This is a genomic window from Micromonospora sp. WMMD1082 (assembly GCF_029626175.1).
Lineage (GTDB): Bacteria > Actinomycetota > Actinomycetes > Mycobacteriales > Micromonosporaceae > Micromonospora.
Genome location: NZ_JARUBM010000002.1, coordinates 3,545,640 through 3,571,349 on the forward strand (window position 1 = coordinate 3,545,640; position 25,710 = coordinate 3,571,349).

Sequence of the window (25,710 nt, forward strand, 5' to 3'; positions counted from 1 at the left end):
GCGGCGCGAGAACGGACATCAACCTACCGACCGCTGTACGCCAGCAGTCGGTAGGCGCCCGCACATGCCGCTGAGCGGTCGTGCCGGAAGGGCGACCCCACGCGTCTCCGCCTGGGCGCACATGTTCCGTTGGCGTTATACCGGCTCACGGGGTGGTCGGTGAATCTGCCGAATCCCGCCACCGTCGATGTAACCAGCGCGTGCGGCGTCGAGGCTGAGTCTCCCGTTTGGTCCACCCCTCACGACAGCACTGTCGTGATCATCTTGCCCGTCGTCTTCCCAACCGCACTCATCGCAGATCTCGTACCCGCCGCGCTCGAACAAGGTGAGGTGTCCGCAGCACGGACAGGTGTAGAGAGACTCTCCAGCCGGGGCCAGGACGTTCTTCTGTGCCGTGTAGGCGTCGAACCATGCGACTCGCCGACGAACCAGCTCATCGTCTGACAGAGAGGGATCATCGTTCGGATGACGCTGCACGGGTGAGCTGTCCACCGGCTTAGGGTGCCAGGAGTGATGCCGTCTCGACATATGCATCTGCCGCACACGGTGCGGCAGGTTGTGCCTAGTTCACGATGGGGCGGCAGGTGTCAGTCGCCGATGAACACGAGCTGCTGTTGCTCGGTGGCGCAGTAAAGTGCCATCGTCCGCAATCGCATCAGCCCGCGGTACTCCGGGCCAGGCTTCGCGCGCCTGAGCAGTCGGTCGACTTCCGTTATGAGGGAACCCATATCAGTAGGGCCGAGATGAGTCTCGCCGTACGGGTCGACCTGGCCTAGCAGCGGAAAGGCCGGGTCGTCACGAGGGATCAACCGGTCAAAGTCACCGGCTGCGTCGAAGGACCCGCCGTCGGGGTCTGGCAATGCTTCCAGCCGCTGGCCGGCCGAATGCAGCTCGACTTGAATGCCCATCCACCGATGATCCACGACGACGGGTGAGACGCGCTCATCTGTCGCCTTCCGAGCGTCGCTCTGCGTAACGGCAATCAGCTGGCCAAGAGCTGGGAGACCTGAGCGAGGTCGGGCTGAGGAGCGCCGGCTACCATGGTCGCCCATGGCATCGACGAACGAGATACCCGCTACGTTCCAGCCGTTAACTGGGCGTACGGTTGATCGCTCGGCGGTCTATCACGCCTCGCTACAGGAACTCCTCGACCTCGTCGGCGCCGAACCCCCGGACGTCGACGAGCCCGACGACCGTCTGTTCTGGCGTCATCGTGCCCGGCGGATGATCGGTGAGACCGTCGCACGCCGGGCCAAGCACCCGACCGGTGCTCGCGGCATGCCCGACGAATGGTTCGAACCGCTGATCCGAGCCGCAGTGTACGAGCCGGACCCGAGCTTCAACCGGCAACTGGTCGAACCCGCCATCGCTGCGTTCGGCCGCCGTCGCGTCCAGGTTGCGCTGCTGGACTATCTCGACACCGGTGCCCCCGCCGACGCGGCAGGCGCGGCACGCGCCTGGTACTGGACCTCGATAGGAGTCAGGTACCTACCAGGAACGACGACCATGACCCCGGAAAGCGCCGCCGAATACGAGGCGGTCAGCGACCTGCGCGAGCGGTACCGCCTTACCGCACTACGCCGGTTCCTGGATGACGACGACCTGGACCTGCGTCGATGCATACTGCCAGGCCTCACCCTGGGCCCACAGATGTACCCGAACCACATGCGCGACCAAGTTGCTCAGGCCGTGCAGATCGCTCGCACCTCGAACGACGACTACCTCCGGCATCGTGTGGAGATCCAGGTCGTGCCCGAGCGATGACCGCGACCGGTCGACATCATCCGCATCTGCCGCAGATCGGTCGCCGTCGGCGTGCTCAAGCGGCGGTCCGTCGTAGCCGGGCACAGGTCTGGATCGGCGACCCGGTTATGTTCGCCCGGTGGTGATCGAAGGAGTCCGGCTGGTGTTGGTGCGGCACGCGATACCGGTGGTCGATCCGGCGGTGCCGGCCGAACGTTGGCAACTCGGCCCGGCCGGTCGGGCTGCCGCCCGCGCGGTCCGACGACTCGTGCCCGGGCCGGCCTACTACGTGGCCAGCAGCGAACCGAAGGCCGTGCAGACCGTGCAGGAGATCGCCAGACACCGCCACGTCGTCACCGACGCCGCGCTGGGCGAGGTACGCCGCCCCCGCCAGTGGTCGGACACCTCCACCTACCGCGCCACCGCCCGCTCCTACATTCAGGGAGTCTGCCCCGAGGGATGGGAACCCCACGATCAGGTCGTCCACCGTTTCCACGAGGCCGTCATCCGCCATGCGGCGGCCGCAGCCGCCCTGGGCGCAACGCTGGTGGTCGGCACCCACGGGCTGGCGTCAACAATCTGGCTGGCCAGCAGACACCGCCTCGAACCCGACCCGGTCCCGTTCTGGGCGGCCCTACGCTTCCCCGACCTCATCGAGATCGACCTGCTACACGGCATCGTTCGGCGCCTCGGCGACTGAACGATCACCAGCGGGTAACAGTCTCCCTGGAGTGCACTGATCTGCCGCAACCGGCGCGCCGTCCTTGCTGCTCGGTCGTGCCGTGGTCCGAAATTGGAAGGCGGCACTGATCTTCGCTGGCCATACTGGTGTCCATGAAGCTTGCTGAGGCTCTTGCGCTGCGCGCGGATGCGGCGCGTCGCGCCGAACAACTCCGCGCCCGCATCGTCGCCAGCGCTCGACACCAGGAGGGTGAGACGCCTGCTGAGGACGCCGCGGCACTTCTGGTGGAGGCGGGCGAGGTGCTCGGGGAACTGGAGTCGCTGATTCGGCGGATCAACCGCACGAACGCCGCCACCCTGGTTCAGGGTGGCACACTCACCGACGCGCTTGCCCGCCGCGACGTGCTGCGCCTGCGGCACAGCGTGGTCACGTCTGCCGCGGACGCCGCAGCCGGGGAGGGCCAGCGCGGGTTTCGGCAGTTGCGGTCGGAGCTGAAGATGATCCCGGCGCTGCCGGTGGCGCAGCTGCGTAGCCAGGCCGACGATCTCGCCCGGCAACTTCGCGAGGTCGACACGGTGATCCAGCGAACGAACTGGGAGGTCGACCTGCTGGACTGAGGAGTTGCGGAGCAGGTAGCCGACGTGGAGGCGTGCACGAACCCGAGAGCCGGCGGGTAATCCGGTTCACTCCTGGCGCGCCGAGGGCAGGCGCAGGGGTTCGACTCCCCAGTACACAACGCAGGCCCAGCACAGCACACAGGTAACGGCGCACAGGGCACGGCACACTACCGGGTGCAGATCCACGACGGCGAGGGTGGGACAGGGGCCAACCGCAACCCATACAGATGCAGCTCGTTCCCTACAACGTTCGATGCCCGCACTGTCATGCCGCCGGGTGCGCACCGCTGGGCCGCTTGTCGCGGGGCCTAGATCCGTCCGTCCGACAGTCTCGCGAGCGAGCCGCATGGCGTGCCGCGGTGGCCCGCTCGTCATGGGATGAGCCTCTACTGTGTCACCGAGGTCTGCCACGCCTCGGTGATACACAGCTCGTCGTAATCCCACCATCCATCGCGCTTGCCTGAGTCGAGCAAGTTGCGCACAAGCCGGAGGTCAGCGTCGGGTGGAACGTCGATTGCAGTCATCCCGAACATGCCGGTGCCACTGACGCCCAAAGCGCCGAATTTCTCCAGGATGGCCTCGGTACCAACATCGAGTGGACCGAGCGGACTGTCGGAGGCAAGTATCACTCGGATCGCGCAGTAACCGGATGCCTCGAGTTTCTCTCGCACCCAGAGCTGCCCGTCCTCTTCCCGCTCAACGCGAAAGACGTCACCCTTGGCGGCATTCAGCGCGGCCCACGGTGCAAACGGCAGCCGGACTCGGTCCGGCGAGAGCGCCTCGGCGCCCATCCCGAGGGCTGAGGCCGGCCCACCTGACATCGGGAACCAAACCCGCACCCGTTCCGCTGCTGCCGGGGTGACCCCGGCGTCTCCCGTCGAGGGCATCGCTCAAGTTTGCCGCACAACACGGCCAGCGGCGTAAGACGAACAAGACCGGCTTCACTCTCATACCGCGAATCGCTCGCTACCCAGAGTCACGTTGAGCTCGGGCGACCGAACGCCCGGTCGTGGCCGGTGAGCGCGCGTGCTTCCCGAATGCTCGGCCGGGCGTTGCGGTTGGTGGCTGCTAGCGTTCGGCACCATGTGGGCCGAGGAGATGGTGGCGGGGCGGCTGGCTTGGCGGCACGTCGCGTCCGGTGTGGTGTTTCGGGAGGTGCTGGGTGGGACCTTCCGGATGGGTCTGTCCGAGGCGGAGCTGGTGGCGGTACGCGTAATCGAGCGCGGTGGAGGAGTCGCGGACACTCTGGGGCCGTTTTTCGCCGGTGCGGGGGATGCCCAGCCGGTACGTGAGGTGCGGGTCGAGCCGTTCCTGATCGCTCGGCATCCGTTGACGGTCGCGCAGGTTCGGCATTGGTTGCCGGAGTACGAGGACGACTACGCCGACGTGGAGTCCGGCACGGCCCGGCTTGAGGATGACCTGGATGACCTGCTCGACGTGCTGCCGTTCCGGCTGCCGAGCGAGGCGGAGTGGGAGTACGCAGCCCGAGCCGGCACCACCACCTTGACCTTCCGCGGCGACGGGAAACCGGGCGAAGACCAGGTGCTCGACGACTTCGGTGATGAGCAGCGGACAGCCGCCGCCGAGAACGCGTTCGGGCTGGCCGCGATGGGCTCGGCGAACGAGATCTGCGCCGACGTGTGGATTCCGGGGTTCGCGGGCGCCCCGGCGGATGCCCGCCCACGCACCGGCGACGGTCCCAGAGCGGTACGCGGCGGTGCCGCCGACGTCTACCCGTGGCAGGGCTGCGACGAATGGCTGCTACTGCTTGCCACCACCCGGTACGAGCATGCCCAGTTCACCGCTGTCCGCCCGGTCGCACCACTGCCACCCCGCCAGTAGCTCCCGCCGCCGGACGAGACAGATGCGCCTCAACGCGCAGAGGGATCAGCGCTCGCCACGAACGTCGTCGTGACGTGCTGGGTCCTCCGGCTCACGGCTCTGCCGAGAAGCGTGCGTCCGATCTTGGTGCTCGCGACGCAAGGTCGTGGTCCTGGTAGCGGAATCCGAGGAGGAACTCCACCGGACACACTACGCATTCAAAAGCCCTAGGCCGTGTTTCGTAGGGCTCGGAGCCATTGGTTGATGGCGGCGATGGTGAGGGTGGCTTCGTAGCGTACGGCGAGTTTGTCGTACCTGGTGGCCATGGCGCGGTGTTGTTTGAGCTGGTTGATACCGCACTCCACGGCGTGACGCAGGCGGTAGACCTCGGGGTCAAAGGCGGGCGGACGTCCGCTTTTGGACCCTTTCGCCTTGCGGTGTGCGTCCTGGTCGGCCTTGCTCGGGATGCAGGCGCGGATGCCACGGGATCGCAGGTGGTCGCGGTTGGCCTTGGACGTGTACGCCTTGTCGGCCAGGACCGTGTCCGGCCGGGTCCGTGGCCGGCCACCACCGGTTCGGGTAACGCGGATCCGGGCCAACACGGGGATGAACTGCGGGCTGTCGCCGCGCTGTCCGGCGGTCACCACCAGGGCCATCAGTTTGCGGCCTTGCTCGCAGGCCAGATGGGTCTTGGTGGTCCAGCAGCCCCTCGATCGGCCGAGCCCGTGATCTGCCAGCTCGGAATGCACACCACCAGGCGACTCCTTCTGCGCGTCGCCGTCACGGCGGGCTCCCGCCGCGTGTTGATGGGCGCGGCTGATGGTCGAGTCCACGCTCACCGTCCAGCCGATCATCCCCGCCGCATCCGCCCGCGCCTGCAACGAGGCGAGCAGCCGCGCCCAGACCCCGTCACGCTGCCAGCGCCGAAACCACCGATACAAGGTCTGCCACGGCGGGTACTGCGCGGGCACGTCGCGCCACGGCGATCCGGTCCGGACCCGCCACCGGATGCCGTCGATGATCAGTCTCATGGTCCATCTACGCGGTCGAGCATGACCCGTTCCCTGCAGGCAGCAACGGCTCCAGCACCGCCCACTGCACATCGGTCAGGTCATGCCGCCTCGCTGCCGCTACGCTCGGCACGAGGTCTCCGGTGTGACGTTCAAGCTTGGTCGCTGAACCAACTACCGGAGACCTCTTCAATTAGCGACCACCGCCACGCCCCGACCACGACCCCCTACGAAACACGGCCTAGAACCGCTGTTATCAGCGGCCGGGGGCTTCTCCGTATGACGCGCCGCCGGCGGGCTCTACCCCCGGTGCCGTGAGGGAAGCGGCAGGCGTCGGCGGCGGACCTTGCGTCCGGCCCTGGTCGGCGGCGCGAGCGGCCTGCGAAGCCGGCCGCCTTGATCTCGTACAGAAAGTTCTCACACAGTGAGGAGATCAACCAGAGGCCATCGAGAACCTGACCTGCCGAACCACCATGCAGGCAACAGCGCACGCCTGTCGGATTCATGACTCAGCGTCCTGCCTGACCGACGTCCACTGACTGGCGAGTGACGCCAGGCTTCAACCGGTGCACAATGGTGAGCCAAGACTCATGGAGGCTGGGCAGTGGATCTCGCCAAACTACTGGGACCGGCCATCGGAACACTCGTTCGAGTTGCCATCGAACGGCCCATAGGCGCAGGACTTACGAGAAGTCCAGTTTATCCCGAAGGCCGAGTCAAGCTTCCGGGCCGTCGACTGAACGGTCTAACCCGCTCACTCAGCGGAAAGTTGGCGGTCCAAGTCGGCGCAGCGCTCTCTGGGCTTCGCGAGATCGAGTTTGGCTCCCTTGGAGAAGACGACTGGGACTGCGTAGTCATTGCCGCATGCGACACCCTCGGGAAAATTCCAACGTTCACGGCCTCAAGTCTCCTGGCGATCGACTTGGACCCAGATCGCCTATATACACAAATCCGCAGGAGCGATTCCGATCGACCCGCAAAAGCAGCGTTGAGCGCCGAGGCAACGATCGCATATGAGCGCGTGCTGCGAGAGTGCTGCTGGCAGATCGTTGAGTTCATTACACGGCAGCCAGAGTTCACGCGTCGCGTACAGGTGGAGCTCGTACGTCGCACGGGAGAAATGGCTAACTCGCTCGAAAGACTCTCGGAAGACTCAGAGTCTCACGACCTCCTCGACTTCGAGAGAAGATACTTGGAGTTGGTGCTCGACAAGCTCGACAGCCTGCAACTATTCGGTGTTACTCTACGGCACAGCGATGCTTACTCTTTGAGTACTGCCTATCTCAGTCTTAACGCATCCCCCGAGCAGGCGAAGCGACATAGCGGGCGTGCTGGCGCGGACCGGTTGAGAGTCCATGAAGCTTTAGCTGACGCCAAACGGGTTCTAATACGAGGAGAAGCTGGTTCAGGAAAGACGACGTTACTGCAATGGCTGGCAGTTAACTCGGTACAGTCTCCCGAGAGCCTTCCGGAAGGATGGTCGGCGGGCGTTCCTTTCCTGCTTCCGCTCCGCCGGTACGCGCTACAAGACCTGCCGACGCCCGACCTCTTTCCGCGGGAAATCGCTCCCGCCCTGTCGTCCGAGGCACCTCCGAAGTGGGCGGCGTCGGTTCTGAAATCGGGGCGAGCTCTCGTTCTAATCGATGGTGTGGACGAACTGCCCCAAAACCGGCGAGGAGATGTCTGGATATGGCTCAATGACCTAGTGAAGACCTACCCCAACTCCAGCTACGTGATTACGTCTCGTCCACCTGCCGTCGACGGCAAGGTTCTTGTACCGAGCAAGTTCGATACTTTTATGCTTCTACCAATGGGGGCGTCTGATGTTCGAGCATTCGTTGGCCAATGGCACAAGGCAATTCGACAGGTTCGGCATGATTCTGGGCATGCATTGGCGACTTACGAGTCAGAACTCCTGGACAAGCTCGCACGGCGCCGGGACCTGCGTAGGCTAGCCACTAACCCGCTACTTTGCGCTCTGATTTGCGCTCTACACCTTGAGCGATACCGGCAATTGCCACAGGACCGGATGGGGTTGTATCGAGCCGCTCTTGAAATGCTGCTCGTGCGCCGCGACGAGTCGCGGGGCATCAACGCAGATAGAGTCAACCTGTCTCAGCAGGACCAAGAGGCGTTGCTTGGCCAACTGGCGTATTGGCTCGTGCGTAACGGTTGGTCGGATTGCGACAGGCGGGACGCGACTATTCGGCTGTCGCGTTACATGAAGTCAATGCCATATGTCGAGTCTCGACCATCTGAGATTCTGAACTTCCTCCTTCTTCGGTCCGGAACATTGAGGGAGCCGGTCGTCGGAAGAATCGACTTTCTGCACAAGACGTTTCAAGAGTATCTGGCTGCGCAGGCCATCCTTGACGACGGCGATATCGACGCCATGATCAAGCAAGCCCACGAGGATCACTGGCGTGAAGTCGTAGTGATGGCCGTCGGACACAGCCGTAGGGACGAGCGAGAGCGGATTATACGAGGACTAGTGGAGCGCGGAGAGGAAGATGAGGACGTTAAGCGGCGACTTTATCTGCTGGCGGTCTCGTGCCTGGAGCACCCTGGCGCCCTCGATCCGACACTCGTATCGGAAGTACGAGAAAAGGCTTCCCGACTCGTTGTGCCGGAGGAATGGCGACAGGTTGACCTAATTGCCGCCGCCGGCGAGGTGGTGCTGGACGTAATTCCGGACCCTACTCAGCTGACGGATATAGAGGGCACCCTACTCATCGACACCGTAAATCGCTTCGATATCGAGGATGCGCTCCCCGTACTGGCTCGGATCGCTAAATCGCAAAGCCGGGCCGTGAGGGGCAAGCTTGCCGCCCACTGGCCTGAATCCGCAGTGGAATCCTACGCCAGCGCTGTTCTCGGCGATATGCGTCTTGATGATGTATCCGTCCGGGCTAACGGTCTGCGACAGCTCCAAGCAGCAGCAAGGCTGGAGGCATTAAACACACTCGTGGTGCAAGAGGTGCCCGGTCCCGAAATCATGGCCTTCGATCGACTTCTGCCCCTCAAGGGACACCGAAACCTTCGCACTCTTATCCTCGACAAGGTAGCCGTCATCGACCTGGAAGATGTGGCGACTTGCCCTGAACTGCACACCTTGATAATTCACAGTTCTTTTATTTGCTCGGGCCTTCGGAGCCTCCACGGCACCCGATTGCGAGAATTGGCACTGCTCGGCATTCCGGATAGCGCATCCATTGAGGGTTACGTCGACGCGATAGGTTCGCTTCCTGATCTTCGGCGCTTGACAATAGACGCCAGCGCAATTCCGAGGAGTGGCCTCGATCTACCGAACAACTCTACCCTTGAACGAATAGATTTTCTAGCCCAGCATTGGATGGCGTCGGCGGTTGACTATGCACACCGCGCGCCGACATGGTCATGCATCGGTTCAGGCCGGACCGCTCTGGATTGGCATCGCCCGAGCCTCGCAAAGATTGACAATCTCTTCACATTGAAGGAAGTATCCATCTCTGGATGGCCATCCGGAACGGAAGTTGAGCTGCTGCGCAAATTGCCCCAACTTGAAGTACTTCGAGTTGTGGTGGCAGAGGATCACTTGCGTGAAGCTATTCTGTCAGGCGGACATGAATACAACTACCCGACGGTCAGCTCGGGCGCGATACGGACAATCCGCACACTAAGAGGGCTGAAGCGGCTTGAGATCGGGATCCTCACCGCAGACTCAACAGCTTCTCTTTACTCACCTGTCCGGCACAATCGAATCCGATACGTCCGCGCTGAAAGCTTCCCGACAATCGCCCAAGAAATCCGGTCGAACCTTCTTCGCGGTGCGAAGATCGAATTGTCGATCAACGGGTCGGCGGTTTAGTGGTCGGCCACTTCACCAGACCCGGGTTGGGCTCTAGGACGTCCAGGCAGGTTCCATCCTCCAAGGCGTGATGGCTCTCTCCCAGCGAGCCGCTCAAGCAGCTGAACGTCAGTTGGCGAGCCGCACTTCCACGGCGTTGGCGGCACGCGGAAGCTGCTGCACAGGAGACCGCAGGGCTGAGCGGGCAGGTCCAGGCTGACGCGGGAATGCCGCCCCAGCCCGGCAACCGCTCGACGATCATCGCCGCATCGTCGAGGCTGAGCCACAAGCCGCAGTCACGGGCCAGCCCGGCGCTGCCGGCGCGTATCTCGTCGTGCCGCATGTAGCCGCCCGCCTCATCAGCCAGCACCACATGGATGACCAGGTCGCCTGCCGGCAGCGCCGCAGCCAGCACGACCGGGCGGTCCAAACCACGGCGAGCATTCGCCTGTAGCGCCCCACGCCCGGCCGCGCTCCACCGAACACGAACCCGCTGGATGGTGATCACGCCTCACCATCACTCATCAGCCGCTCGGCACACCACCCGATATCCGGATCTGCCGCAGACCGGGCGTCACGGTGCGTGACGGCATGCAGTGTCCGGTCCTGCCGAGTTGAGGGCGCTGGATCATGCTCGGCTCCTGAGTTTGGTCACCGCCTCGCGGCGCGACGGGGTGTAGCGCTCTGACCTGGGGTGTTGGGTGCTGGTGGGATGTTTCTGAGGCACTAATTGGTGTCTTACGCTCGGGTTCGTGGCGTGGATTCGGCGGGTGCGGACGGCTTCGGGCGCGACGGCGGTGCAGATCGCCGAGTCCGTTGGCGGGCGTCGGCGGATCGTTGCTCATGTGGGCTCGGCGCGTACCGAGGCTGAGTTGGGGCTGCTGTTGTCGCGGGCCCGCGAGCTTCTCGCCGATCCCGGGCAGGGTGAGTTCGAGCTCGGTATCGAGCCGGTCGCGCCGAGGGCGACGTTGGTCGGCCCGGCCGGTGACGCGGCGCTGTTGGACGCCGACGGTTCACCGGAGCGTGGGCCAGCGGCGGTCGCCGCGCCGCGGGTGGTGTCGACGGCGTCGCGGGTGCTGTACGACGTGCTGGCCTCGGTGTTCACAGCCCTGGGGTTCGACGCGGTGGGTGACAGGGTCTTCCGGGACCTGGTGATCGCGCGGATCGTGGAGCCGACCTCGATCCGAGACACCGGCCGGGTGCTGACCGACCTGGGTTGTAAGCCGGCCAGCGAGAAGACGATGCGCCGCACCCTGACCCGCGCCCACACAGGCGCATACCGCGACCAGATCGCGCAGTTGTGCTTCGCCCACGCCATGAGCAGCGGCGATGTCAGCCTGTGCCTGTACGACGTGACCACGTTGTACTTCGAGGCCGACAAGGAGGACGACCTGCGCAAGGTCGGATACTCCAAGGAACGACGCGTAGACCCGCAGATCGTCGTCGGGCTGCTCGTCGACCGGCACGGGTTCCCGTTGGAGATCGGCTGCTTCGCCGGCAACAAGGCCGAGACGCTGACGTTGCTGCCGGTCATCCGCCAGTTCCAGGCCCGCCACCAGATCACCGGCATGGTCATCGTCGCCGACGCCGGCATGCTCTCGGCGACCAACCTACGCGAACTCGACGAGGCCGGCCTCGGCTTCATCGTCGGCTCCCGCACCACCAAAGCGCCGATCGACCTGGAGTCCCACTACCGCTGGCACGGGGACTACTTCACCGACGGGCAGATCATCGACACGATCACCCCCCGCACCGGCACCAACCGCGACAACGACCCCGCCCTCAAAGCCGAACCGGTGTGGAACCCACGAACCCATACATCCTCGTGGCGGGCGGTGTGGGCCTACTCAGCCACCCGCGCTGTCCGGGACAACAAGACCCTCAACGCCCAAGAGGCAAAGGCACGAGCCGTCATCGCCGGAGAGAAGACGACCCGAACCCCGAGGTTCGTCACCATCAACGGCAACACCCGCACCCTCGACGAAGCGTCACTGGCCAGAGCACGCAAACTCGTCGGGCTCAAGGGCTACGTCACCAACATCGGCCACCACGTGATGAGCCCCAGCAACGTGATCTCCAACTACCACGACCTGTGGCACGTCGAGCAGTCCTTCCGCATGTCCAAAACCGACCTCGCCGCCCGACCCATGTTCCACCACACCAAAGACGCCATCGAGGCACACCTGACCATCGTCTTCACCGCCCTGGCCGTCACCCGCGAAGTCCAGAACCGCACCGGACTCGCGATCCGCAACGTCCTCCGTCAACTACGCCCACTACGATCCGCGACCCTCGCGATCAACAACGCCACCCAGACGTTCCCACCCCAAATCGACCCCGACCAGCAAGCCATCATCAACGCCCTCACGCCGAGCGGACCTCAGGCACTAACGAAATGACCAAACTCAGGACAGGAGACCGCAGGGCTGAGCGGGCAGGTCCAGGCTGACGCGGGAATGCCGCCCCAGCCCGGCAACCGCTCGACGATCATCGCCGCATCGTCGAGGCTGAGCCACAAGCCGCAGTCACGGGCCAGCCCGGCGCTGCCGGCGCGTATCTCGTCGTGCCGCATGTAGCCGCCCGCCTCATCAGCCAGCACCACATGGATGACCAGGTCGCCTGCCGGCAGCGCCGCAGCCAGCACGACCGGGCGGTCCAAACCACGGCGAGCATTCGCCTGTAGCGCCCCACGCCCGGCCGCGCTCCACCGAACACGAACCCGCTGGATGGTGATCACGCCTCACCATCACTCATCAGCCGCTCGGCACACCACCCGATATCCGGATCTGCCGCAGACCGGGCGTCACGGTGCGTGACGGCATGCAGTGTCCGGTCCTGCCGAGTTGAGGGCGCTGGATCATGCTCGGCTTCGAGCAAACTGCGCTGGTCGCCCGCGTCGACGATCTAGCCCATCCGTTCGTGTCAGTCGCGCGGCGCCCTTCGCTGCGGATGTGTCAGCGCCTCGCTCGGCACTCTTGCGAGCGTGTCTTGGGAAGTGGCTGGGCAGTCGGGAGCTAAACCTGGCGCGGTGATCCTACAATCTCGCGGTCGTGTGTCTACTTGCCGACTCTCCCACGTCATCGTCGAACCGGTAGCGTGAGCATCGCTTGTCGCCGAAAGGTTCCGAAGATATGGGTCAGACCGGTCCCGATCCCGGTGGTTCTGCCAACCTTTACCAGTATTTCCTAACTTTTCTGTCCTGGATGGGACTGGAGCATCCGGCGTGGGCTCCGTGGCTGTTCGCCGCGTTGATCGTCGCGGGGATGCTCCTTTCGTTGGCACCGATAGTGCGGGGGGCGACTGCCGCCGTCCGCTACGCCAAGGGATGGCTCGACCGTCGCCGTGATCCCCGGCGGGCGCGTCGGCGTGCACTGTTTGCCGATCACATTGAGAGCCAGTTGCGTCGGCTGGACGAAAAGGAGGAGTGGCGCGACCATCGCTTCGCTCGGCTTGAGGCCGAAGTGGAGATGGAGGGCGGTCGGAGTCGTTTCCTGCCTCGCTGGGCTTACAGCAGGCGCAACGACCTCAGACGGGAGAAGTCGTTGTCCCGCGCCCTGCAACGCAGTAATGAGCGGCTGGTCATTCTGCAAGGTGAGCCCGGGTCGGGGAAGAGTGTGGCGCTACGCAATGCTGCTAGGGCGCTGGCCACGCGGGCGATGCGCCGGCCGAGACTAGACAGCCGAATCCCCTTGTATGTGAACCTGAAGGAACTGCGACCCATCGACAGTAGGCTGGACGCCGGGACTATCCGAACTTATGTGCTGGATCAGCTTAACAAGGCCAACAGCCGTGATGTCGAGCAGTTCCTCTCCGACGAGTTCACCCCAGGTATGCGCGACGGCACATGGTTGTTCCTCTTCGATTCTTTCGATGAGATCCCGGAGGTCCTTACTGCCACGGAACTTGACGCGACGGTGGGCCTGTATGCGGATGCCCTATACGACTTCCTGCATGGGATGAATATCAGCGCGGGTGTAGTCGCCTCTCGCGAGTTTAAGGGACCACGTCGGTTCGGCTGGCCTCGATTCACTGTCCAGCGCCTCACGGAACGGCAGAAGCGGGAGCTGATTCGCAAGGCTGACCTGGCGGCGGCCGCCGAGGCCCAAGTGCACGGGGCGCTAGCCAGCGCCGACCCGATGGTGACACGATTGTCCGGAAACCCGATGCTCCTCGGCCTGTTGTGCGAGCACGTCAGGACAACGGGCTCCTTTCCCACCGCGTCTCACACCATCTTCGAGACCTTTGTCCAAAATCGGCTCGAACGGGACCAGGAACGGCTTCTGCGGCGCTACGCGGTTGATCCGAACGAATTGCGACTGGTCGCCGAGGAGATCGCGTTTCACCTTACCGCTGAGTCCGGCATCGGACTGAGCCCATCACGGGCGGAGGTGGCCAGACTACTGGACGGCAGGCATATCGCCGGCCAGCTAATCAACCCGGTGCGGCTGGACCGGCTGCTCGACGCGTTGGAATACGTCAAGCTTGCCCAAGCTCCAGAGGGTTCGCGCTCGGACTACCGGCGTCCCTTCACCTTTGCCCACCGCCGATTCCAGGAGTACTTTGCTACCTGCGTGGTCATCCGGGAGCCGGACCGGATACCCATCGAGACGTTGCTTCTTGACGGCCGCTGGCGCGAAACCGCCGTCGCCATGCTGCAAACCCAAGCAGGCGAGGCGGTGGCGGTGATGGTGTCCGCAGCCGGCCGAATACTGACACGCAGGGCCGAGACGGCTGGAGCAGCGAGCAGCCCTGTGACAACAAGTCCCAACGAGCCACCGACCTCCGAGTGGCCGCCCAACAGCCTCCACTTGCTGGATCTCCTCGACACCGGTCTCGCCGGACGGCCGGAAAATGTGCCTGATTCACTGCGGGCGACAGTCACGACTCTGCTACGTGCCGCTTGGGCCACTCGTCGTCGCCACTACCAACTGTGGACCGTGCAGGCTACACTTCTCGCCGAACCTTCGGCGGCCGAGGAGATCCTCGAAGAGTCATTCGCGTCGAAGAGCGCGCTGCTGCGGGGTGCGGCCTACCGGTATGCCGGGCGGCTGCCGACCCTGCCGCCAAGACTCGGTCGCCACATGCGAATGGCGATGATCAACCAGGCCGCGCAAGGGCACCTGCTGTTCGACTGGCCCACTGTCCGCGCACAGTTGTCTCGGCTGAACGAGCCCCTCTCGGAGCTACGCGCAGCACGCCTGCTTCGATGGAACCCGGTGGTGACCGGCCTACTCGTCACCCTCGTCTTCGTCTCCGGCGCGATCTTCCAGGGCTCCGGTGGACGGATCGGCTGGGCGACCGGATGGTTGACCAGCATCAGCATTGTCGGCGCTTTCTGGGGCGCCGGCATTGGACTGGAGAGAGCTTACGCGAGGACCGCGCCAGCGAATACTTGGGCCGGTGATGCACTCTTTCAGAGTGCAGTCAGACTGGTGGCGGTGCTCCTTGGGATCGGGATAGCCCTCGACACGCCATCGGGAACACCTAAGTCGGGGGAAGGACCCTGGATCTGGGGGCTGCTATTTTTGGTCGCGTCATTTTATGCAGTGGTCTGGCCTCTAACTGCGGTCGCAGCAGTTGCCTGGGGAATCGACGCCCGAATCTTCTTCTGGCCCTTCCTGCCGCTGGCGTTTATGCCGGCCGCAGTAATGACGTCTCCTCGGATCGGATGGCGCCAGCGGATTGAAACGATCGGGCGGGTGGTGGCGATGGTTGCCGGCTTGACCTTAAGCCTCAAGGCTTCGTTGTGGCTGGAAACTTCTCATCCTCGTGCCGCCATCGTTGTAACTTGGATCTTATATTGCCTGACAGGCGTACTGGGGGCGATGATCATCACCATCTATATGATTCGCGAGCGGGGCGACCGGCGATATCTCTTGGCCACTCCTCCCCAAAGCGTTATAGACGCTCAAACGTTGGACCAGATGATTGCACGGTTGCGCTCCGACAGAGGTCTGCGGCTCCTGGTGGACATGATCCGTCGACAACGCATCGACTGTACGGCCGAAAGTATGCTTATCTTCGATGAGCTAATCCTGCTTGCCGCACGCCGCCGAACCGAAGCCACTTCACTGCCTTTCTGGCATCGCCAGCTCACCAATCTGCGATGGAACCGATGGGCCCGACCATCAACAGGCTACATGTCGGAAGAGACTCTCGATGAACTCGCGCGGCTGATCAGCGAGCGCAGCGAACTGGCATTGAATACCAAACATGCCCAGCCCGCACTGAACAGGCAGCGAGATTCCAGCCAAGACCATCTGGGTAGCGTCGGCGAGGTCACGATCAAGGAGTGACCACGCCCTCCCAGGAACCCCCTGCTACCCGGGTGTGTGGCGGCATGCGTGCGACGCCGGCGCGGGGTGGCACCGGCTTCGGCCGTCCAACCGGCCGTACTCAGGATCTTCGTCTTCGTCGTCGAACGGCAGAGGCTCTACGACTATGTAACCGCTTAGTCGAGGCCACGACGCGCATTCGCGCCAGCGCCCCGTGCAGGAGCCGGCCACCGCACACGAACCCCCTGAATAACGATCACACCTGAGCTTCGCTCAGCCCGCGTTCCACCCGCCAGCCAGTATCCGGGATCTGCCGAGACCCGGCTCGACTGGAGTGGACCGGTGGGCCCGGCCGGCCCGGTTCGAAAGCCCACTCAACATCAGTGGCCTTCCCGTTCGGGGGAGGCCGGGGGGCCGACTCAAACGGTGCTGCCCCCCTGGGGGTCCGCGACACGCGGTACCGACGCCGCGCGTTGGGCAGGCCGGCTTCCAAGCGCGTAATGGGTGTCCGCACATGCCGCAGATCGAGCGCGGGGCACTGCGTTGGGCGCTGTGGTGACATGGACGCCTTGTCTACGCCGTTTGTTGAAGCTCCGGGCAGCCTCATCACGGGTCTGGCGCGAGTTCGCAAGCCGTGTGCTTGCCGCTGGCCGGGCGTACCTCGCTGCAACGCCCTGTCTCTGGCGACGTACCGGTCGGTCGTCGGGCTCGGTCTCGGCTTCCTCACCTGAGTTCGCGGTGTCAGTTGTCGTAGGCGTCACCGGGTGACGCAGTAGCGGACACCGTGGGTGGGCACTGGATCGTGGTCGGAGTGATCTCGCGCGGCCCGGTGATCTCCCGGCTGATCACGAAACGCACGCAGATGTTGTAGTGGACGTCTTGCCCACTCAACCAACCGCCAGAGGCCGCGCCCGTCATCACGACCTCGACCGTGGCCAGTAGACCAACCCCGTGCTCATCGGAGTTGTGAACCACGGACGTGAGCTGCGTGCCACCTGTCTGGAGGACCAACCGGCTGAGTACCGATTCGTTGCTCTTCCAGCCCTCTAAGTTGTGCGAGTCGGTGGCCCACGGCTCGGTCTCGTGGGCGATCTGCCTCGCCCGCTGCAGCACCTGCTCACGGGCACGGTTATGGGCGGAAGCGCAACCAGCCGATGACAGCACAGCGAGGCAGGCCAGCAGCCCGACTGTCGCCGTGCCTCGATCCGAAGCGAAGGTCCGTCGGGTGGCATCGGTGTCTCGTGGCATGGCCTCAGAGAAACATCGGTGCCCGCCACCGTGCATCCGTCCGCGTACTCAGGACTTTGCCAGGCACGACGGACCCCGGCCCTCCGATGGGGGATTCATTGCCCGGTCAGGTCCTAACATCGTGACGCTGGTCGCTACCGAGGGGCCCTGAGAGACAGGGGTCCCCACGAAACGGCACTGACGCGACCGCGAACACGATCATCCCGGGCCTCCGCCAGCTCGTCATCCATGGACATCGGCTGGTCCCTCCCATACCGAGTCAGCCGGTCACATCGCCTCCTGGCGCCCGGATCTGCCGCGACGCGTGCGGCAGGAACCAGGGTGACGTCTGCGGCTGAATCGGCGATCGTGTTGCGGTGAGGAGCGCGGACGACATGAACGACGACGAGAACTGGACGGGCGGCTTCTACGAACTCTGCCTGGTTCTCGGCGCAGCTGACGATGACAACGTCGACCGGGCCCTACGGTCCCTCTGGCGCGCTGTCGGCGTTCAGGGCTGCCATGTGCGTCGGGCCGACGGGTCCGGGTTCGCGGCGGTCGAGCTTGGCGTGGCTGCCCTCCACGCACATGGTCACTTGCGCGGGACGCTGACGCTGCCCTCGGGCGCGCGCGTCGTCTGCGGTGGTTTCCTGTCCCGGTACGAGGGCCTGGATACCTTGGAGCTTTACCTACCGCTGGGCGCGTTGGCCCGAGTCGACCGCCGCATCGGCGGCTACCCCTTCGACGAATCCAGCGGCGTGGAATCGTTGACGTGGCGTAGCACGCTCGACCGGTGGCTGGCCGACGTCGCGATCGCCGTATACGACACGGTGCCGTTCCACCGCGCACTCATCGGTTTCGAAGTCGATGAGGACCGCGGTATCAGCGGCGATCAGCGGTATGCCGCGGTCCTGATGCCCCGCGCCGACGGCTTGGAGTACCACCCCGCCAACGCCTGAGACGCGACGAGTCATTCGACTCGACATCGAGGACGCCTCGCCCAGTCGATCACCGCAACAACGCACGGATTTGCCGCATCTAGGGACGCAGCTCGTCTCGTTCCAGCCGTGGCCGGGGCGGTCAGCGCAGCAGGGTTATGGCATGCCGCCGGTGTCGCTCGTGACGCCGGCGTCGTAGGCCCGGTTGTCGTCCCCGCCGTACCCCTGGCCGCGGATGCTGCCGCGACCTCGACGACGCCGGTTGTCGACGCTCTGGCGAATGGCGCGCCGAGCTGCGCGCATCGTGTCGGATTCGCCCCGGCTGCTCGTCCGCCGTAACGCCCGCCGCCGTAGAAGCAGTGCGGCCAGCACAAGGGCGGCAAGGACCAGCGCCGCAGCCGTTCCTGCGATCCACGACGTGTCTTCCACACCGTGGATCGTAGGAACGGCGGGCCACGCTGACATGCCGCTGATGGTGCTCACCCGATCCCCACCCACGTGCCGATGTGGTAGAGGCGTTACAACCACTGCTCATCGATGTTGCCGGCGTACAGGTAGGCGGTGCGGTAGGACGGCCGCGCGAACAGCTCCGCCTCGCCCGAGTACACGGCAGCGAGCAGGCCCGGCCGGTACCACCAGCCGTTCGTGATGCCACCAACCTCTGCGATCGGTTGCATGGCGGTCAGGTCGAGTTGGTCGACGGCCGAACCGGTCAGCCTGGTGACCGTGTCCGCGACGTCCATCGCCGCATACGCCAAAGCCAGCGCCTAAACCCAGCCTTCGATGCTGCGATGCAACGGGACCCACTGCCCATCGTCGCCCCCGGCGATACCGAACGTGCCGTCCGGACCGATCAGGAACGCATACGGCACAGCGGTGCGTTGCGGCCCGGCCTCGAAAAACCACCCCGGGGGAGCAAACGTGTCTTCCCACTCCGGCGTGTCCACGCTGAGCATCCTCGGGCCCGCGGCATCCTCGGGCATGCCCGGCGCGGACGGCAGGACAAGGCCACCACACCGTGCCCGATATCCCTCGGCGCGGTCGATGACCTCGTCAGGAATCTGCGCCTCCTGCCACGCGCCTCGAAACTGACTCACCGGCGCCACGTCGAGCCAAACTCCAAGAACGCTGACGAACGAGCGGGCCCGTCTACTCAAACCCGTCGGCGGCTGACGCAACCCCAACACATGCGCATGGTATCCAGCTATTGGATGCTCGCTCATGCCGCGAATCGATCGTCACTGTCGGTGACGGTGGTGTTGGTCGTCAACTTCAGCACGTAGCCGATGAGCGGAAGCTGGACCGAGGGGGACGGCGGTCAGTCAAGCCTCAGGCCGGCGAAGGTGGCCGCGAGCGCAACCCGCGCGGGGGACCACCAGGCTTGAAACCACCGGCCAGGGCGATGGAATGGGACTGGCCGACGCCACCCAGCGGTTCGCCGCTGAGATACGCATGGGCTCAACGACATTGTGGACCGTCCGGCCGCAGTGCTTAGGCCCGATGGGCGATGACGTCTTACCGACGGTGGTTGACGTAGAGCACCCGGCCGACCGCGAAGACGGCGAAGCCAGAAAGTAGGTTCGCCGCAATAGCCGTCCCGGCACTTTGACTGTCCCAACTTTCTGTGACCGTTGCGGCCACCACAATCACTTCAAGAAGCGCGGCCACGAACCCCAGGGCCCAGAGCAGGCCACGACCGAGCGACGCCCAAGCAGGCTTCTTGTGCGGTGGTGTCCGCACGCCGCCCTGCGGGCCGCCGATGGCCGCCTCGATCGCCTCCCGGATCTGTTGCATCTCATCGTTCACAGCTCTGGCGAAAGAGACCGAGGCGCCGTCGTCCATCGGCGGTCGTCCGGCGTTCGGCCCGAATCGGCTGATAGGTATCGGCTGAACGCCCTTCTGGATTACCTGCAGGTAACCGTAGTTCAAGGTCGTTGCCGGCTTGAACGCCACTCCGGCGAGTTGACTGACGTGCAATCGCCGTTCGCCCTTGAGCACATGGCCGATTCCGTCCTTTCCGATGACGACCCACTGGCCATCGAACGCCGCGTAGCCGAGGACGCCTCGCGCCTGAAGCACCGGAGCGCAGGCTTCGAGCGGCAACTCTGCCTGCGCGACTGGCACAGGGAGGATGGTCCTTTCGGCCACGACCATCGATCCCTCGCCCATCCCGAGTTTGCGTGGACGTTGTGGCGACGGCCCGCTGACCACGTGGTGGTAGACGTACTCGTACAACTCATCAACCGTGATCCGGCTATCGCGATTCAGATCCGCAGCACCGGTCCCGATGCCGACCACCACCGCCTCAGTGAAGTAAGACGGTCGTACCACCGACGAGTCGACGTCCTCGAAGCTGGTTTCCCGCTCGCCGGAAGCGGTCAGTACCGCAACCCCGCTGCCCTCCGGTAAACCCCGGACGAGCACTTCAACATCGGCCTCGGCACTCGATCGCGCCTGCATTCCCGCAATGAAGCCACCACTGAAGCAACAGTCAACTAGCACAACAGTAGACTTCGAACGGCTCTCGTAGATCCGGTCACGTACCCATTCTGCCGCCACAGCAGTCGCACTCAGATACTGCTTCTCAGTATCGGAAAAAGCGAAGTAAAGCTTGCCCCGCCTATCCGGCAGACCATGGGAAGAAAAGTAAATAATATTCATTGCATCATCGACGCGGGCCTGCGAAAGAAATGCCTCCACAGCCCGCTGCGCGTCACGAGCGTTGCAGTCGATCTCTGCTGATACCTGGCTGTACCCAACCTCCTGCAAGACCCGGCCCAGCTCCTCGACATCACGACGCGGCGACCGGAGCTGCGCCAGGGAGGAGTCGGTGAAGGTGCCGCAGCCAACCAGCAACGCTCTGCGTCGCCGAAGCGCTTCTGTCACGATGCGTTGTCCACCCGACGCAGATATGCGGTTACAAGCTTGTCGCGCTGTTCCTTGGACACGCGACCCTGGAAACGGCTGCCGTCGATCTCAATCACCACGTCGTCCGGCTGGCGACTCAGCCATGATGCGATGACAACCATCAAGCTCTCCAGCACCGTGGGCGCCAGCGTGACGGCCAGCACACCGATGGCGACCAAGGCATCGGACTTGGCGCCAGCCGGAGCCTTACCAGCCGTCGCCGGTTCAGCGCCGTCAACGTCAGCGTCAAGAACCTCTCGTCGCAACTCAGTGGCCAGCGACGCCACGCCGGCAGCGTCCAGGCCAGGGCAAGCCACCGAGAGAGACATCTTCACCTGAGCCATCAAGAGCCTCAATTCGGTCAACCAGCGAGGACGCGGGGCAACCGCGACACTAGCGATCCGGAGCGGCAAGCGCCTCAGCCACTCGGAGGAAAGCTGAGTCCGAACGTCAAGCGTGAATATGCCCTCTCGACAAAGGGATATCGCAATGATCTCCGCCTACCTGCTCGCTGTCATGCCGCGAACTGCTTGCTACGGAGCATCGTTGTCTTCGGCAGTCGCCAGGCGTTGCCCGGGCGTTGACGTGGCCGACGCTGAACGCGTTGGTGTCTACCCGGTTGTTGGCCGGAGGTTCGTCTCGGCCGGTGATGAGTTCCTTTGCTCACAGTTGAGGAGTACGGCCTTGTTCGCGAGTAGGAAACGACCCCGCTGGGCCGAACTGCCGGCGTCGGTCCGAGGGTGTATCGAAGGTCTGCTGGGTGGCGCTGTGGCGTTCACCGAGAGTTGTGCCGGCGGCTTCTCGCCCGGCTTCGCCTCCCGGCTCACCCTGCGCGGTGGTCACCGAGCCTTCGTCAAGGCAGTGGACGCACAGCTGTGGCCGGTCGAGGCGTCGCATTACCGCGCCGAGGCTGGAGTGGCCGGGCGGCTACCAGCGGGCCTGCCCGTACCGCGACTCCTGAACACGCACGACGACGGCCGGTGGGTCATTCTGGTTTTCGAGCATGTGGACGGTGTTGCACCGGGGCGACCCTGGACGGCGGAGCAGATCCGGCGCGTCGTTACGCAGGCAGTCGCCTTCGCGCAGGCGGCCACACCGTCACCGATCGCGCTACCGCGCGACCATCCGCGGCTCGGCGGCTGGGCTGACCTCGCCCTCGATCCGTCCAGCATCGCCCGGCTGCACACCGTCTCGACTTGGGCGTCGCACCACCTCGATCGACTGACCGCGATCGAGCAGCAAGGGCTGCACGCGGCACAGGGCAACTCACTCGTGCACTGCGACCTGTACCCACACAACGTCCTGCTCAGCGGTGACCGCGTGATGTTCGTCGACTGGCCGCACTCCCGGCTCGGTGCCCCCGTCATCGACCTCATCGCGCTGCTGACCGGCGTGGCAGCCGACGGCATCGATCCCCAACCGTACCTTCACGCAGCCTTGCCGGCTCTGAACTGCCCGCCGGCTTGCTTCGACGCGATCCTCACTGCGCATGCCGGCTTCCTCATGGCGGGCGCACTGGCACCGATGCCCACCGGGCTGCAAGCCATCGCTGAGGAGAAACTCCGCCTCGCAACAGCCGCAACCCAGTGGCTACGACACCGCTGCGCAACCCGCGATAGCAATGGGCAGAACACCGTCAATCCGTAACAGCGGCGGCGCACTCACATGCCGCCGAACGGGCGCGTTGAAGGAGCACCGAGCGCGTGGGCAGCGGGTGTGCCCCGTCGCGGACGGTAGCCGAGCCTCGCTGGCGCGGACATTCGACGCGCCTGCGGGCCAGGTCACCGGGTGACGGGCGGCCAGCCCTCATCGTCGGGCCCTACGGCAGTGCCATCTCTGCTGCGGCGTGCCTGTCCCGCGAGCGTGGGAAGCCCGTTCGGCAGTGGCCGGTCGCCTCATCCATGCAGGGGCGCTGTCGCCACCGTCGTCCAGCCGTAGACGCGGTGCTCTCGGCGTAGTGCGATCAGGGTCGCCGCGCTGATCGTCGCTCTTGCCGGGGGTAGGTGGCGCAGGTCGGCGAGGCGGGCGCGGATGGGTGCGGTGGGTGCGGGTGCGCCGCTGTAGGCGATGGTGACGTGCGGCCGGAACCCGGTGGCGGGTTCGGGGACGGTGGGCCACACCGCGGCGATCGCGTCCCGGATCGCGGCCCGGGCCTGTTCGACGGGTTCCCAGGGCGCGACGAGCAGACCGATGCCTTCGGCGTCGGGGTCGACCGGGCCCAGGGTCAACTCCAGCGGCGGCAGGCCGGCGCATCGCCGCTGGGCTTCGGCGACGATCGCGTCAACGTCGTCGTCGCTGACGTCGTCGGTGAAGCCCAGTCCTTGCATGGTCAGGTGCAGGCCGTCGACGGGTACCAGGTCCAGCCCGGGCAGGGCGAGATGCTGCTGAAGGCCGGTCACGAGGTGATGCAGGTGCCGCTGGTGGTCGAAGGTGAGGTGCCAGGTGTAGTGGCGGCGGCCGGCGTGCCAACCGGGGCGCCAGTACCAGTGCTCGGTGAGTACGGGCAGGTCCTGGTAGGCGGTCCAGCGCTGACGCAGGCTCTGCTGTTCCCGGCTCATGTCGACGATGGTAGGCCCGGCACGGTGCGCGAGCCCGGTGGCGTGCGGTCGGCGAGCAGGTCCGCGACGTCCCGCAACCCCGGGTGGCGGCCGAAGGGTCGGGCGGCGGTGAGGAACTCGCGGGTGCGCTGGTACACCGATGCGAAGCGGTGCTCGGCGGTGAGGCGCAGCGCCCGCAACGCCAGCTCGGCGGCGCGGTCGGGGTCACCGGCGTGCAGGTGTGCGGTGGCCAGGTCGAGGCGGCTCAGTGCCTGCGGCCCGCGTAGCCCCTCCGCGTCGAATACGGCGATGGCGGTAGCGAGATGCTCGGTGACCGCGGCGGGGCGACCGAGCGCCAGGTAGGCGGTCGCGGCGTTGGCCCGTGTCCGGGTGGGGCAGTACGGGCCGAGGGTGAGGCTGGTGCTGACCTGCCCGTCCGACGGGTGCTCGGCCAGCAGGCGGCACGCGCGGTCGACGGCGCGGTCGACGGTGTACCGGTCGCCGAGGCGGGCGGCGGCCCGAGCCTGCCCGTTGACGGTGAGGCGGATGCGGTGCGGGCTGGTACCGGCGCGGCGCAGACCGTCCTCGGCGTAGGCGAGCGCGTCGCGGTGGTCGCCAGCGTAGAACGCCACGAGGCTCTGCGTGGCGCGGGCCCAGGCCTGCGTGTCGGGTTGCCCGACGGCGTCGGCGAGGTCGAAGGCTTCGGCGGCGTAGGCGTGCGCCAGCGGAAAGGCGCGCAGGTCCACGGCGAGGGCGGCGAGGAGTCCGGCCAGGTGCGCGGCGGCGGTGTAGAGGCGGGCGCGGTGCGGCGGGTGCTGCCGGGCGCCCATCAGCTGGTCGACACACACCCGCAGCGGACGCAGCCGGGCCACCAGGACAGCCGGCGGGCAGCGCTCGTTGTCCGCGATCGCCCGCTGCACCTCGTGCTCCAGGTGTACCAGCTGCGCGTCGTCGTCCACGGTGGTGAGGGCGAGGCGCCGGGCGGTGATGCGATCCTCGTCCTCCCACCACACGGCTGCGGCGTCCGGGGCGTGGCCGGTGCGGGCGGGCCGGTGGTGGTGGTCCAGGTCGGCGAGGCGGTCGTACTCGGCGGTCAGCACACCACCGGTGCGCAGCGCCTGGTCGCAGGAGACCCAGAACGGCCGCCCGGGGTGTTGCCGGCCGGTCTCGATGTTCGCGATCGAGCTGCGCGAGTACCGCACGAGCCGGGCGAGGCTGTGTTGGGTGTGGCCCGCGGCGTTGCGGAGGTGGGCGAGGTGGCGGCCCAGTTCGCGGCGAGCGGTGGGGATCTCGTCACGGTCGCCCATCGCTGCCATCCCCGGGTCGCTGCGGTCACGATGAGCGGACACCGTAGCCGACCGCTGCGACAACTTTCCGGCCGCCGCCGACAACCCGCCCGGCCATCCGGTGTGGTGAACGCCCAGGTCACCGCGCCACTGCCGGTGGTCGGGAAGGAGCCGGTTGTCGCGGTCGGCGTGATGTCGGCAGCGATTGCCAACATTGTTGGCGCGCGTCGCGGCGGGCGTGTCGGACGGCCGGCGTCCTACCGTCTGCGCATGCCTCCCGGACGACACGATGCCGCCGGCCTGCCCCACAAACGGGTGGCCGCCGGGCTGCTGATCACCGACCCCGACCAGCGGGTCCTGCTCGTCGAACCCGCCTACAAGGTGGGCTGGGAGGTCCCCGGTGGGTGCGTCGAGGCCGACGAGTCGCCGTATCGGGCCGCGATCCGCGAGGTCCGGGAGGAACTCGGGCTGGAGCTGACACCGGGGCGGCTGCTCGTCGTGGACTGGGTACCCGCCACCGACGGCCGCAGCGACGGTGTCATGGTCATCTACGACGGCGGCACCCTCGGCACCGACACGGAGATCGTGGTGCCACCGGCGGAGTTGACGGGCTGGGCCTGGTCGGACACGGCTCAGACCGCCCAGCGGCTACCGCCGCTGCTGGCCCGCCGGATCACCCAGGCGCGGCACGCCCGCGCCACCGGATCCACCTACTACCTCGAGAACGGCGTCCGGCTCACCTGACGCTGTCCCGATAGCCGCCGGCACTCAGCCGGCGTTACCGCGGGGCGAGACCTGCCCGCCCCTGCCGTCTGCCATCGACACCCCGCACTGAACCCTG

General features: G+C 65.6%; 22 protein-coding genes and 2 pseudogenes. 10 read left to right on the forward strand and 14 right to left on the reverse strand.

Going from position 1 to position 25,710, the window contains the following annotated elements; genetic code table 11:
- Positions 1-135: 135 nt before the first annotated feature.
- Together O7615_RS16420 and O7615_RS16425 are read right to left on the reverse strand one after the other, a co-directional pair.
- Positions 136-534: a CPCC family cysteine-rich protein gene (locus O7615_RS16420; RefSeq protein WP_347405088.1), complete on the reverse strand. Its 399-nt coding sequence runs from the start codon at positions 532-534 to the stop codon at positions 136-138.
- Between the two features lie 53 nt (positions 535-587).
- Complete coding sequence (locus tag O7615_RS16425; RefSeq protein ID WP_278178513.1) at positions 588-908, reverse strand: hypothetical protein; 321 nt, start codon at positions 906-908, stop codon at positions 588-590.
- 142 nt (positions 909-1,050) lie between these two features.
- Between O7615_RS16425 and O7615_RS16430 the strand changes: the two genes are divergently transcribed.
- The 3 genes from O7615_RS16430 to O7615_RS16440 all read left to right on the forward strand — a co-directional run bounded on the left by O7615_RS16430 (position 1,051) and on the right by O7615_RS16440 (position 3,042).
- Positions 1,051-1,764, forward strand: a complete 714-nt coding sequence (locus O7615_RS16430) for a hypothetical protein (RefSeq protein WP_278178514.1) — start codon at positions 1,051-1,053, stop codon at positions 1,762-1,764.
- A 118-nt stretch (positions 1,765-1,882) separates the two neighbouring features.
- Positions 1,883-2,443 (forward strand): hypothetical protein, encoded by a 561-nt coding sequence (locus tag O7615_RS16435; RefSeq protein ID WP_278178515.1) that lies wholly within the window; start codon positions 1,883-1,885, stop codon positions 2,441-2,443.
- Positions 2,444-2,577: 134 nt separating this feature from the next.
- Positions 2,578-3,042 (forward strand): DIP1984 family protein, encoded by a 465-nt coding sequence (locus O7615_RS16440; protein ID WP_278178516.1) that lies wholly within the window; start codon positions 2,578-2,580, stop codon positions 3,040-3,042.
- A 386-nt stretch (positions 3,043-3,428) separates the two neighbouring features.
- Here O7615_RS16440 and O7615_RS16445 read toward each other — a convergent pair whose 3' ends face one another.
- On the reverse strand, positions 3,429-3,929 hold the full coding sequence (locus O7615_RS16445; RefSeq protein ID WP_278178517.1) for a DUF4265 domain-containing protein: 501 nt from the start codon (positions 3,927-3,929) through the stop codon (positions 3,429-3,431).
- Positions 3,930-4,125: 196 nt separating this feature from the next.
- Between O7615_RS16445 and O7615_RS16450 the strand changes: the two genes are divergently transcribed.
- Positions 4,126-4,884 (forward strand): SUMF1/EgtB/PvdO family nonheme iron enzyme, encoded by a 759-nt coding sequence (locus tag O7615_RS16450; RefSeq protein WP_278178518.1) that lies wholly within the window; start codon positions 4,126-4,128, stop codon positions 4,882-4,884.
- 206 nt (positions 4,885-5,090) lie between these two features.
- Here O7615_RS16450 and O7615_RS16455 read toward each other — a convergent pair.
- A pseudogene (locus O7615_RS16455) lies at positions 5,091-6,006 on the reverse strand (IS5 family transposase).
- Positions 6,007-7,074: 1,068 nt separating this feature from the next.
- On the opposite strand from O7615_RS16455, the gene O7615_RS16460 reads away from it, so the two are divergent.
- Positions 7,075-9,720, forward strand: coding sequence for an NACHT domain-containing protein (locus tag O7615_RS16460; protein WP_278178519.1), 2,646 nt, complete (start codon positions 7,075-7,077; stop codon positions 9,718-9,720).
- Here O7615_RS16460 and O7615_RS16465 read toward each other — a convergent pair.
- On the reverse strand, positions 9,701-10,207 hold the full coding sequence (locus O7615_RS16465) for a hypothetical protein (RefSeq protein WP_278178520.1): 507 nt from the start codon (positions 10,205-10,207) through the stop codon (positions 9,701-9,703). The genes O7615_RS16460 and O7615_RS16465 overlap by 20 nt on opposite strands.
- A 244-nt stretch (positions 10,208-10,451) precedes the next feature.
- On the opposite strand from O7615_RS16465, the gene O7615_RS16470 reads away from it, so the two are divergent.
- Complete coding sequence (locus O7615_RS16470; RefSeq protein WP_278176203.1) at positions 10,452-12,098, forward strand: IS1634 family transposase; 1,647 nt, start codon at positions 10,452-10,454, stop codon at positions 12,096-12,098.
- Here O7615_RS16470 and O7615_RS16475 read toward each other — a convergent pair.
- On the reverse strand, positions 12,080-12,436 hold the full coding sequence (locus tag O7615_RS16475) for a hypothetical protein (protein ID WP_278178521.1): 357 nt from the start codon (positions 12,434-12,436) through the stop codon (positions 12,080-12,082). The genes O7615_RS16470 and O7615_RS16475 overlap by 19 nt on opposite strands.
- 394 nt (positions 12,437-12,830) lie before the next feature.
- Here O7615_RS16475 and O7615_RS16480 point away from each other — a divergent pair, with 394 nt between their 5' ends.
- The gene (locus tag O7615_RS16480; RefSeq protein WP_278178523.1) at positions 12,831-15,995 is read left to right on the forward strand and encodes an NACHT domain-containing protein; all 3,165 of its coding nucleotides are present in this window, start codon (positions 12,831-12,833) and stop codon (positions 15,993-15,995) included.
- Between the two features lie 720 nt (positions 15,996-16,715).
- Here O7615_RS16480 and O7615_RS16485 read toward each other — a convergent pair.
- Complete coding sequence (locus tag O7615_RS16485; protein WP_278178524.1) at positions 16,716-17,222, reverse strand: hypothetical protein; 507 nt, start codon at positions 17,220-17,222, stop codon at positions 16,716-16,718.
- A gap of 374 nt (positions 17,223-17,596) precedes the next feature.
- On the opposite strand from O7615_RS16485, the gene O7615_RS16490 reads away from it, so the two are divergent.
- Positions 17,597-18,160 (forward strand): hypothetical protein, encoded by a 564-nt coding sequence (locus O7615_RS16490; RefSeq protein ID WP_278178525.1) that lies wholly within the window; start codon positions 17,597-17,599, stop codon positions 18,158-18,160.
- Positions 18,161-18,295: 135 nt separating this feature from the next.
- Here O7615_RS16490 and O7615_RS16495 read toward each other — a convergent pair whose 3' ends face one another.
- The 5 genes from O7615_RS16495 to O7615_RS16515 all read right to left on the reverse strand — a co-directional run bounded on the left by O7615_RS16495 (position 18,296) and on the right by O7615_RS16515 (position 21,333).
- Positions 18,296-18,568 carry a hypothetical protein gene (locus O7615_RS16495; RefSeq protein WP_278178526.1) on the reverse strand — a complete coding sequence of 91 codons (273 nt, stop codon included), beginning with the start codon at positions 18,566-18,568 and terminating at the stop codon, positions 18,296-18,298.
- A gap of 89 nt (positions 18,569-18,657) precedes the next feature.
- Positions 18,658-18,882, reverse strand: a complete 225-nt coding sequence (locus O7615_RS16500) for a hypothetical protein (protein ID WP_278178527.1) — start codon at positions 18,880-18,882, stop codon at positions 18,658-18,660.
- A gap of 24 nt (positions 18,883-18,906) precedes the next feature.
- On the reverse strand, positions 18,907-19,236 hold the full coding sequence (locus O7615_RS16505) for a hypothetical protein (RefSeq protein WP_278178528.1): 330 nt from the start codon (positions 19,234-19,236) through the stop codon (positions 18,907-18,909).
- A gap of 418 nt (positions 19,237-19,654) precedes the next feature.
- The gene (locus tag O7615_RS16510; protein ID WP_278178529.1) at positions 19,655-21,025 is read right to left on the reverse strand and encodes a caspase family protein; all 1,371 of its coding nucleotides are present in this window, start codon (positions 21,023-21,025) and stop codon (positions 19,655-19,657) included.
- Positions 21,022-21,333: a hypothetical protein gene (locus O7615_RS16515; protein WP_278178530.1), complete on the reverse strand. Its 312-nt coding sequence runs from the start codon at positions 21,331-21,333 to the stop codon at positions 21,022-21,024. The genes O7615_RS16510 and O7615_RS16515 overlap by 4 nt, the downstream gene beginning before the upstream one ends.
- A 481-nt stretch (positions 21,334-21,814) precedes the next feature.
- Here O7615_RS16515 and O7615_RS16520 point away from each other — a divergent pair, with 481 nt between their 5' ends.
- Complete coding sequence (locus O7615_RS16520) at positions 21,815-22,693, forward strand: phosphotransferase (RefSeq protein ID WP_278178531.1); 879 nt, start codon at positions 21,815-21,817, stop codon at positions 22,691-22,693.
- A gap of 248 nt (positions 22,694-22,941) precedes the next feature.
- Here O7615_RS16520 and O7615_RS16525 read toward each other — a convergent pair whose 3' ends face one another.
- Together O7615_RS16525 and O7615_RS34335 are read right to left on the reverse strand one after the other, a co-directional pair.
- Complete coding sequence (locus O7615_RS16525; protein ID WP_278178532.1) at positions 22,942-23,604, reverse strand: 2'-5' RNA ligase family protein; 663 nt, start codon at positions 23,602-23,604, stop codon at positions 22,942-22,944.
- A gap of 629 nt (positions 23,605-24,233) precedes the next feature.
- Positions 24,234-24,890, reverse strand: a pseudogene (locus O7615_RS34335) (helix-turn-helix transcriptional regulator); the annotation flags it as partial.
- 249 nt (positions 24,891-25,139) lie between these two features.
- On the opposite strand from O7615_RS34335, the gene O7615_RS16535 reads away from it, so the two are divergent.
- Complete coding sequence (locus O7615_RS16535; RefSeq protein WP_278178534.1) at positions 25,140-25,613, forward strand: NUDIX hydrolase; 474 nt, start codon at positions 25,140-25,142, stop codon at positions 25,611-25,613.
- Positions 25,614-25,710 lie beyond the last annotated feature (97 nt).